Below are 11004 nucleotides of genomic sequence, written 5' to 3' on the forward strand. Positions count from 1 at the left end.
AAACGCCTCATGGCCTATCGAAGCACACTACACCCATCCCTGCTTGGCAGACAAGCGTCATCATTCTCTGCCGGGACGGGTTGAAAGTCCGGCGACCCTCTGCCGGATGGATCAGGTAACGGTCACGATCCTGGCGGTTCCATTTCGAGCCGCCCGCTTGACCACCACCTGATCGCCGACGCGGTCGAACAGGATGTCGACTTTCGCAGCGCAGATAGCCAGACCGCCGATGGACAGGCTCTGGATGAAATATGGCAGCGCCGGTTGCTGAAAACTGATCTGTTCGGCGGCGACATCGAACCGCAGGCCGAGGCTGGACTGGATCAGCGCCAGCGGGGCGGCAGCGGACCAGGCCTGCGGGCTGCACGCCACGGGATAGAAGGTCGGGCCTTGGGAGCGGCGGCGCGGAAAGCCGCAGAATAGTTCCGGCAGGCGCATCATGTCGACATAGGTGGCCGCCGCGAACAAGCCCTCGAATATCTGCGCGGCTTCCCGCTGATAACCGTAGCGCGAAAAGCCGCCCGCGATCAGCGCGTTGTCGTGGGGCCAGATCGAGCCATTATGGTAGCTCATCGGATTGTAGCGTTTCTCGGTCGATGCGATGGTGCGGACGCCCCAGCCGGAAAAGGAGGCGGGGGCCATCAGCGTGCGGACCACGGCCTCCGCCCGATCTTCGCGCGCCAGTCCGGTATAGAGGACATGCCCGGCATTGGAGGAGCGCACGCGGCAGGGGCGCTTGTCGCCGTCCAGCGCGAGAATATAGGTGCCCAGCGCGGCGTCGAAGAAAGCGGCGTCGAAACGGTCGCGCAGCCGTGCGGCCCGGTCCCGATAATCGGCCGCCCGCGAAGGATCGTCGATCATGCCGAACAACTGCTCGGCCGCCTTCCAGGCGCCGTAGACATAGGCCTGCACCTCGGCGAGGGCGATCGGGCCGCGAGCAATGGCGCCATCGGCATGGAAGATCGAGTCATGGCTGTCCTTCCAGCCCTGATTCTGCAAGCCCTGGTCGGTCAGGCGACCATATTCGACGAATCCGTCCCCATCACGATCGCCATGGGTATCGATCCAGGCGAGCGCTGCTTCGATATTCGGGAGAATATTTGTCAGGAAAGCTGCGTCTCCGGTCCGTTCCAGATAGGCGCCGGCGAGCATCACGAACAAAGGGGTTGAATCGATGCTGCCATAATAATGGCGGAAAGGCACTTCGCCCAGTTCGGCCATCTCGCCCTGCCGTACCTCGTGCAGGATCTTGCCCGGCTCCGCATCGGCCGCCGGATCGAAGCGGGTGGCCTGGTGGGCCGCAAGATAGCCGAGGACGCCGCGGCTGATCGCCGGATCCATCCACAGGGTTTCGAGCGCGGTGATGATGGCGTCGCGGCCGAACACCGTGCTGAACCAGGGGATGCCCGCATAGGGATAGGGACCAAATTCAGTGTCTGTCGAGAGCATCGAAATATCGGCGACCGATCGGCGTGCGACTTCGTTGAACAGATCGTTGGACGAATGAATCGTCGCGCCCCGGTTCCGTGCTTGCCGGAGCGTCTGCATGGCTTCGCGCAGTGACTTGAGGAATTGCTTGGGCAGGGCGCTGCCGCCTTCCGCACGATCACAGCAGATGCGGGTGAACAGGGCACAGCGCTGGCCCGGCGGCACGGTCACATCGAACCGTGCATGATTTTCGGTCAGTTCGTCGGGCATCGGATCGAAATGGAGGTGCGTCCGCCGTTCGCGATCGTCCCGCCCCATATAGCCGAGGAGGACGTCCGCGGACCCCACCTGGGCGTCGCGTATCGTCCCGCGACGCAATCGGGTCATGCCGCGAATTTCGAAGAGATCGGCAAAGTCGGCCGCAAAGCCGAGTTCGATGCTGATCTGACGGGTTTCGGTGTCGAAATTGCGGATGGTGATCCGCTCGTACAATGCATCCTTCCAGATGAAGCGGGTGCGGCGCAGATGGATCAGGTCATGTTCCACCGCGACCCGGCCATCGTCGCCGAAAAAGTCGGGATTGGCGAGGTCGCAGGTCAGCATCGCATTGTCGTCACGCAACGCGGAACTCAGCAGGATCGGCCGCACGCCATTGACGGTCAGATAGAGATGCGACAGATGCCTGGTATCGCGATGGTAAAGCCCTTCCGGACTGCCGGGGCCGGAAATGGCGTCGCCGCTATGGTCGAACACCGCGAAACTGTCGCCATGCTTCAATGTACGCGGCCGACGTTCGTGCAGCGACGAGGTCGCGGGAATGAAGAACTGGGTCTGTGCCTGCGAGAGCGCCTGCCCTCCTGCAATGCCGGGCACATCTGGCTCAGGCTGGATCAGCGTCATGGAGTCTCCTATGCCACGATCTGCAATTCGGCGTCCTCGCCGCGCTGGCGGCGCAACCGCGCGGCATCCGTCCGCGCGCCGGGCAGGGTACGATAGAGCGCGACATAGTCGGCCGCCATACGCGCTGCCGTGAAGCGTGCGTCGAACGCGCCGCGCACCCCCGCGCGGTCAAGACGGGGCAGGGCCGCCACGGCCGCGACGGCTTCGTCCTCGCTCCCGACGATGTAGCCCGACACGCCGTGCTCGATCACCTCCGGCACAGAGCCGCAGCGGAAGGCGATGACCGGCGTCGCACAGGCCATCGCCTCGATCATCACCAGGCCGAAAGGCTCGGGCCAATCGATCGGGAAGAGCAGCGCGCTCGCCTGGCCGAGGAAATGCGCCTTCTGCTGCTCATTGATTTCCCCGATGAACTCCACATTGGGGTAGTGATCGACCAATGGCGCGATCTCGCTCTCCCAGTAGCCACGGTCGACAGCGTCGATCTTGGCCGCGATCTTGAGCGTCATGCCGGAGCGCGCGGCGATGCGGATCGCGCGATCGGGTCGCTTCTCAGGCGATATGCGGCCCAGGAATGCCAGATAATCCTCGCCAGCGCCCAGGCGCGGCGGCAGCAGATCGGACGGCAGGCCATGATAGATCGTCCCGCCCCAGTTGACCGGTGGCATGGGCAGGCGCTGATGGTCGGAAATCGACACCAGACTGTGGTCGGGAAACACGCGGTAGAAGGGCGGCAGGTCGGGCAGGTCGAGCCGGCCGTGGAGGGTCGTGACGGTGCGCCCGATAAAGTCCTGGACCATGGGCAGGTGCAGCATGTCGATATGGAAATGCAGGGCATCGAACTCGTCGGCGCGACGGCGGACCTGCTCCAGCATCATCATATGATAGGGGATCGTGTCGGTTACCGCCGGATTGAGACGGAGCGCCATATCGGTAATGGGAACCAGTTCGGCGCTGGTCTGCGAATCACCACTGGCGAACAGGGTCACGTCATGCCCCTGGCGCACAAGTTCTTCGGTCAGATAGGAAACGATACGCTCGGTCCCGCCGTAGAATTTGGGCGGCACGCTTTCGGCCAAGGGGGCGATTTGCGCGATCTTCATGCAGGCATTCCTCTCGAACGAGTGGCGCCTTCCGTTCCCCGACCCGCGGCAGGCTGCATCGCTATAAGCCTTCAGGATGCCCGCTGGTTGCATGACACCGCAGTGCTTCGTCGCAAAGCAGGAGCGGATGCCGGAAGAAGGCCTTTTCTCGCGCGCTTGCACGGCACCGTCGATCGCATTGGCATGAGCCGCATATTGAAACGCTATTGCAAATAGTGGGCCATGCATTAGCCTGACATCGGATTCGCACGGGGAACCGTTCGACGTCGGGAGGAGAGGAGAGCCGGATGCGTAACAGGCGCAGCATGATCCGCTGGGTATCTGATTTGGCTGGGCCGTTCCGCGTTCCGTCACGCGCATTTGCGGCCCATATGGCGATCCTGGGCGCGCTGACCACAAGCCTGGCGGCGATCTGCTCTGCCCAGGCTGCCCCTCGCGTGGTGACGCAATTGCCAGATGGCTGGCACTTTTTCCAGGGTGATCCGGAGGGGGCGGAAACGCTCGATCTCGACGATGCTGCATGGCAGGTCGTGTCCCTTCCACATGATTGGGCCATCGCCGGGCCTTTCGATCGGGATGCGAAGGCTGCGGGCGAAAATGGATTCCTGCCGAGCGGGGTCGCCTGGTACCGCAAGAGATTGACCCAGACGCCGCAGCCGGGGCGGCGATATTTCATCGAATTTGACGGGATCATGGAGCGCAGCGGCGTCTGGGTAAACGGACGCCATGTCGGCTATCGTCCGATGGGCTATATCGGCCAGCGCTACGACATCACGCGCCACTTGCGTACCGACGGGCCGAATATCATCGCTGTGCGAGCCGACACTTCGGCCGCGCCGTCATCGCGATGGTATACCGGCTCGGGCATCTATCGTCATGTTCGCCTTATCGAGACCAGCGACGTTCATATTCCGCAGGGTGGCGCCTATGTCCGGGCGACGATGATCACCGAAAGTCAGGCGACCATCGCAGTCTCGACGGACATCCATAATGCCGCCGCCGATGCGACGGGCGTGACGGTCGAACTGGTAGTGACCGGCCCGGACGGACGCGAAGTCGCCCGCACGATCACTCCGGTCATGAGCGTCGCTGCAGGCCGCACTGTGGCCGTGCCCGCTGAAGCCGCTCTGGCAAATCCCCGGCGCTGGGACATAGGTGATCCGGCGCTCTACCGTGCCGCCATCCGTGTGCTTGGCGCCGACGGCACCGTCCTCGACAATGAAGATGTCCGTTTCGGTGTTCGTGAAGCCCGGTTCGATCCCGCAACCGGCTTCTGGCTCAATGGCCGCAATTTCAAGCTGAAAGGGGTTGCGCTCCATCATGACGGGGGTGCCGTGGGCGCTGCTGTTCCCCTCGCAGTCTGGCGACAGCGGCTGACCGCACTGAAGGGGCAGGGCGTCAACGCGATCCGCACCGCGCACAATGTGCCCAGCCCGGAATTTCTCGACCTGACCGACGAACTCGGGTTGATCGTGATGGACGAGCTGTTCGACCAGTGGAACGTCGCCAAGACACCGGAGGATTATCATCTGTTTTTCGGCGACTGGCACAAGCGCGATACGCTCGACATGGTACGCCGCGATCGCAACCATCCCAGCATCATGCTGTGGAGCGCGGGCAATGAAATCCACGATACGGCCTATCCGGTGCAGGCCAAGGCGGCGCTGCGCAGCATCCTCGACATCGTTCATGCCGCCGATCCCTCCCGTCCGGTGACGATGGCGCTGTTCCGACCGAACGTGACCAAGGATTATGACAATGGTCTGGCCGACATGCTGGACGTGGTCGGCCAAAATTATCGGGAGAATGAACTGATCGCGGCCAGCCGACAGAATCCGAAGCGCAGTATCGTCGGCACCGAAAACGCGCATAATCGCAGCAACTGGGTGCCGGTGCGCGATTATGCGCCCTTCTCCGGCATGTTCCTGTGGACGGGGGTCGATTATCTGGGCGAGGCGAACCGATCCGGCTGGCCCAACATCCAGAGTCCATCGGGTCTTCTCGACCGCACGGGTCGCCAGAAGATCAGCGGCATGGAACGCGAAAGCTGGTGGTCGGAGCGGCCGGTGGTACACGTCATTCGCAATGCCGATCCGGCGGCGGCTGGCCCGGCGACCGACGGCGCGGGTGGCCCGAACCAGCCGGTCCTGCCGACCATGATCGCCGTCGCGACGCCAAAACCCAAGGTCGCGCTGTTCGACGACTGGACGCCGGACGATCCTGGTCCCCACGACGAAACGATTGAGGTGTACAGCAATTGCCGGCAGGTCGAGGCGCTTCTGAACGGTCGCTCTCTCGGCACGCTGCCGATCAATCAGGATGCGTCGCCCCGTCGCTGGAGCGTGCGCTACGTTCCCGGAGAAGTGCGCGCCGTGTGCAGGGATGCTGGCGTCGTGGATGTTTCGGACAATCTTCGGACAGCAGGGAAGCCGGTTCGCATCGATTTGCGGGCAGACCAGTCTCTTGTGGGCTCTAACTTCGATGACATGACCTATGTCCGCGCGCGGGTGGTCGACGCCAAGGGCGTGACGGTGCCATCCGCCACCCACCGGCTGCACTTCGCCGTCAGGGGTGCTGGATCACTCATCGCGACCGACAATGCATCGTCGGTCGATCATACACCCTTTCCGTCGCACGAGCGCGCCGTGCTGGACGGAGTTGCCGTCGCACTTGTTCGAGGGGCCGGCGCCGGTCGCTTCACGGTCACGGCTACAGCGGCAGGCCTGAAATCGGGCGCCGTCGAATTACGTTCAGAGAAATAGACGCATGGGGCCAATCGCTGCGGACAAACCCGGCGTGGAAGCAGTCAGCGCTGCCGGAACTGTCAGTGACCCCGCCGTGCGCGTCGGCATTGGTTCGAGCGGGTGGGCAATCTCGTGTTGATGGAAGGGCATGTCATGGATATCGAACCCTTGTCCCTGACCAGCCGTTCGCGCCGCCGCATCATGCTCGGCGTTCTCGCCGCGGGGGTGGCTGCCCGGATGCGCCCTGCGTTTGCGGCGACGCAGGATGACGCATTCTGGGTGAAGGCCAGGGCGATTGCGGATGGCATTGCGCCTCCACGCATTCCACGCCGTACATTCCAGCTCAAATCCTTTGGCGGTCTTGCCGACGGAAAGACGGACAACAGCGCGGCGATCGCCCGCGCCATTGCGGCTTGCGCAGATGCGGGAGGCGGCCGGATCGTCTTGTCGCGGGGCGTGACGCTGACTGGCCCGGTGCGCCTGGGCTCGCGCATGGCGTTGCATATCCCCAAAGGCGCGCGGCTGAAGTTCATCCCCGAACCGGCCCGCTACCTGCCGCCTGTCCACACCCGCTGGGAGGGGGTGGAATTGATGGGCTACCAGCCGCTCATCTATGCCTTCGAGGAGGAGGACGTCGCCGTCACCGGTGGCGGCGTGATCGATGGATCGGCAGACGACCATCATTGGTGGCCTTGGAAAGGCCCCTGGGCCGACCGTTACAGGGACACGCCGGAGAAGGAGCGGCAGGCCGCCGATCGCGCGCGCCTGTTTGACATGGCCGAGCGCGGCGTCCCTGTAGCGCAGCGCGTGTTCGGCGAAGGCAGTCGCCTTCGCCCCGCCCTTTTCCAGCCCTACCGATGCCGCCGCGTGCTGATGGAGGGCATCACCGTGGAGGCCGCGCCCTTCTGGCAGGTTCATCCCGTCGACTGTACCGACGTGACGTTCCGCAGCGTCACCTGCTCAAGCCACGGCCCCAACAACGACGGCATCGATCCGGAATCCTGCAATGGCGTGCTGATCGAGCATTGTGTGTTCGACACCGGGGACGACTGCATCGCCATCAAGGCCGCACGCAACGCCGACGGGCGCCGTCTCGCGAAGCCGTGCGAGAATATCGTCATCCGGAACTGCCTGATGAAGGACGGCCATGCCGGCGTCGCCATTGGCAGCGAATTGACCGGCGGCGTACGCAACGTATTCGTCCACGACTGCCGGATGGATAGCCCGAACCTGACCCGCGTGCTGATCATCAAGTCGAACAGTTATCGCGGCGGCCTGATCGAGGATATCCATCTGCGCCGCATCCACGCGGGCATGGTAGACAAGGCCTTCGTTCAGATCTGGATGCTCTACGAAGAAGGCGAGGGGGGTGGACATGTTCCTCAAGTCGCCCGTGTGTCGGCTGAGGAGTGCACGGTCCGATCGACCGAGCGGGTACTGATCGTGCGGGGAATTCCGCAAGCCCCGATCCGCGATCTGCGGCTGGTCAATGTCAGGGTCGGGCGGGAGGCTCTGCCGTCGGTCACCGTCGATGTGGAACCTTTGGCGCTGGACAATGTGATCGTGGGCGGGACGCGCTGGACGCAGGAATATTTGCGCAGCCTGCCTGGCGCGGACAGCATCCGTTGCGACAAATGGGCTGTTTGTCGATAATGGGGAGACGCGGCATCCTGGCTCCCAGAAGGTGAAGACGAACCGCCACAGATCATACCCTGGGCTGCTCGATCGATGGAGCACCAGTCCCGCATAGTAACTCTACGACATTGACTGGCGCGACCAAGCACCATGGGCCCCGGGTAGAAAGCCCACGCCGCCCGTATCCCGTTCCAGCCGGTGCCCGGCCTGTCCATGTACCCAGGTTCCCCATGCTGCGGCCTCGCGAGGGTTCACGCCGCGCGCTGCGAGGCCGCCTACGATTCCCGCCAGGGCATCGCCCGATCCACCTGTTGCGAGACTGACGCATCGCCCATCGTGATGCAGACAGGCATGTTTGCTTTGGGCAATGACGCTTGTCTTGCCCTTTAGCAGCACGACCGCATCAAACTGTGCGACGTTGCCCGCGCTCTGCCCGTTTCTCAAGTTGATGAGTTGGCGGGGCCAATGGATCGATGGCATCGCATCCTCTCCCCGTCATGCTGGAGACCTGCGTCCTGCTTTCAAACCTCCGAGGCCTTGTTCACCCGTATTTCGCGATGATCGCTCAGGGAAGCGCGCGGACCTTGGGTTCGCGGTCCCAATAGCGTCTGCCGGCGGCGCCAGCGAATTTCGCGGCGGTTACGATGCCATCATCTGGTTCCACGCCCGCCTTGTCCAGCAATGGCTTTGCCGCATCGCTGTGACCGATCGCCTTCAAATGGGCGAAGGCGTCCATGACGAACTGGACGGCCGCGCCCTCCTTCAGCAGTTGCTCGGCGCCTTGGGCCGACAGCAACACCGCGACCGCGTCGAAGAGGACGGAGGGCGAACCGGCCAATTGCCCGTCTGCCACTTGGCTAGTTCCATCGGAAAGCTTGGTTCCGCCGACCTTGGGCGCGACGATGAAGGGCGTGCCACCGCCCTTCGTGACGGCGGTAACGAGCTTGCGGAGTTCCTCTGCATCGCTGCCGTCGGCGATAAGGATGCCGAACTTGCGGCCTTTCAACGTGTCGAGTTCCATCGGTCCGCCGATAATGCGTAGCGCCGGGGACAGATCCAGATCCTGCACCGGCGCTGCTGCGGGGGAAGCCTTGGGTAGCGGCAAGGCAAGCCCATCGGCGATCCGCTTCGCCAGTCCGGGATCGACATTGACGAGGTTGGCGAGAACGCGCGTGCACACATGTGCCAGGCTGACCTTCGACAGTTCGAATATGACCGCGGAGGCGAGATGCGCCTGCTCGGCCGGATCGAGTGAACGATAGAACATTCTCGCCTGGCTATAATGGTCGGCAAAGCTTTCCGGGCGGATGCGCAGCTTTTCGCCCTGTTCGTCTTCGGCGGCGCGGCCCGGGAAGGAGGAAAAGCCGGTGGCGGGGCATTCACGCGGTCCGCCCTCCTCGGCCGCATCTGCCAGACTGTTGGGCTCATAATTGGCGCGGCCTTTGGGCGTGAGCATTTGCATGTGCCCATCGCGCTGGAAATTCGCGAACGGACATTTGGGGGCGTTGATGGGCAGTTGATGGAAGTTGGTCGAGCCCAGCCGTTTCAGTTGCGTATCCAGATAGCTGAACAATCGTCCTTGCAGCAAAGGATCGTTGGTGAAATCGATGCCCGGCACGATGTTGGCCGGGCAATAGGCGACCTGCTCGGTCTCCGCGAAGAAATTGTCGGGGTTGCGGTCCAGCACCATCCGGCCGATCGGGCGGACGGGCAGCAATTCTTCGGGAATGATCTTCGTTGCGTCCAGCACGTCATATGGCAGGCTGTCTGCGAAGGCTTCGTCGAACGCCTGGATGCCCAGTTCCCATTCCGGATAGTCGCCCGCTGCGATCGCCTCAAAAAGATCGCGGCGTTGGAAATCGGGATCGGCCCCGGCGATCTTTACCGCCTCGTCCCAAAGGGTCGATGCGAGGCCCTGCTTGGGCTTCCAGTGGAATTTGACGAAGGTCGACTGGCCCGACGCGTTGACGAAGCGGAAAGTATGAATGCCAAAACCCTGTATCGTGCGCAGCGAGCGCGGAATGGCGCGGTCGGACATGGCCCACATGATCATGTGGGTCGATTCCGGCATCAGGCTGACAAAGTCCCAAAAGGTGTCATGCGCTGACGCCGCCTGGGGATAGCCGCGATCCGCCTCCATTTTCACGGAATGGATCAGGTCGGGAAATTTGATCGCATCCTGAATGAAGAAGACGGGGATATTGTTGCCGACCAGATCCCAATTTCCCTGCTGCGTGTAGAATTTGACCGCGAAGCCGCGGACGTCGCGCGGGGTGTCGACCGAGCCGGCCCCGCCTGCAACGGTCGAAAATCGTGTAAATACGGGAATTTTTTCGCCAGGTCTCTGAAACAGGTCGGCTTTCGTGATATCGGACAGGCTTTCATAGACCTCGAAAAAGCCATGGGCCGCCGATCCGCGCGCATGAACGATCCGCTCGGGAATCCGCTCATGATCGAAATGGAAAATCTTCTCGCGGAGTACGAAATCTTCCAACAGCACGGGACCGCGCGCGCCGGCCTTGAGCTGGTTCTGATTGTCCGCGACGGGAATGCCCTGATTGGTCGTCAGGCAGGCCTCGCCGACGCCATCATGTCCTGCACGTTGATGTGTTTCGCCGCCCGTTCCAAACTTCCGGCCCGCATCAAGCCCGTTCTTCCCTGCCATGATCTGCTCCTCATCCTGGCATCGCCATGCCGTCACAAGGGGGAAGACTTGGGCAGGTCTCCGGTTCCGGATTTCGCGAGCTTTATTCTCCAGCTCTGCGGCTTTGAATGTGACCCGACGACGAGACGGGCATCTAGCGACCCGAATTTGAAGTTCGTCACACCGGGGGGTGGGCGCCAAACGAACTTCAGATTTCATCAGGGTCACTAGAAATATACGATTCTAGTGTGGTTTATGGATTTGAAATACGCGCCGCGCCCAGCCGGTCGAATGAGGCGTATCTCAGATCCAACGCACTAGGCATTGGCGGCATACGCTGCGCTGCCACGAAACCCCTGAGGCGGACGTCTCCGCCTCAATCAATCCCCTAGAGGCTGTGGATTGAAGGCTGATCGCATTTGCCACTAAGCGAGGGATTGTCGGGGGAGCACGAAGGAAGCTATTTCACGGAAGCAGCTTCTCGGTAAGCTCCGGCACGATCTTGAACAGATCGCCGACCAGGCCGATGTCGGCGACCTGGAAGATCGGG

6 protein-coding genes are annotated in these 11004 nt (G+C 62.6%); 2 read left to right on the top strand and 4 right to left on the bottom strand.

Features of this window, described 5'->3' with window-relative positions; translation table 11 throughout:
- Positions 1-111: 111 nt before the first annotated feature.
- Positions 112-2328 (bottom strand): amylo-alpha-1,6-glucosidase, encoded by a 2217-nt coding sequence (locus A7Q26_RS15070; RefSeq protein WP_066861276.1) that lies wholly within the window; start codon positions 2326-2328, stop codon positions 112-114.
- Positions 2329-2336: 8 nt separating this feature from the next.
- On the bottom strand, positions 2337-3431 hold the full coding sequence (locus A7Q26_RS15075) for a glycosyltransferase family 4 protein (RefSeq protein WP_066861277.1): 1095 nt from the start codon (positions 3429-3431) through the stop codon (positions 2337-2339).
- A 287-nt stretch (positions 3432-3718) separates the two neighbouring features.
- On the opposite strand from A7Q26_RS15075, the gene A7Q26_RS15080 reads away from it, so the two are divergent.
- Both A7Q26_RS15080 and A7Q26_RS15085 read left to right on the top strand, forming a co-directional pair.
- Positions 3719-6193 carry a glycoside hydrolase family 2 TIM barrel-domain containing protein gene (locus A7Q26_RS15080; protein ID WP_232313815.1) on the top strand — a complete coding sequence of 825 codons (2475 nt, stop codon included), beginning with the start codon at positions 3719-3721 and terminating at the stop codon, positions 6191-6193.
- A 135-nt stretch (positions 6194-6328) separates the two neighbouring features.
- On the top strand, positions 6329-7828 hold the full coding sequence (locus tag A7Q26_RS15085; RefSeq protein WP_084439155.1) for a glycoside hydrolase family 28 protein: 1500 nt from the start codon (positions 6329-6331) through the stop codon (positions 7826-7828).
- 102 nt (positions 7829-7930) lie between these two features.
- On the opposite strand, the gene A7Q26_RS26330 is transcribed toward A7Q26_RS15085, so the two are convergent.
- Together A7Q26_RS26330 and A7Q26_RS15090 are read right to left on the bottom strand one after the other, a co-directional pair.
- Positions 7931-8290 (bottom strand): NAD(P)H-hydrate dehydratase, encoded by a 360-nt coding sequence (locus A7Q26_RS26330; protein WP_084439152.1) that lies wholly within the window; start codon positions 8288-8290, stop codon positions 7931-7933.
- A gap of 85 nt (positions 8291-8375) precedes the next feature.
- Positions 8376-10475, bottom strand: coding sequence for a catalase (locus A7Q26_RS15090; protein WP_066861285.1), 2100 nt, complete (start codon positions 10473-10475; stop codon positions 8376-8378).
- Positions 10476-11004: the final 529 nt, after the last annotated feature.

This window comes from Sphingobium sp. TCM1 (assembly GCF_001650725.1).
Classification (GTDB): Bacteria; Pseudomonadota; Alphaproteobacteria; order Sphingomonadales; family Sphingomonadaceae; genus Sphingobium.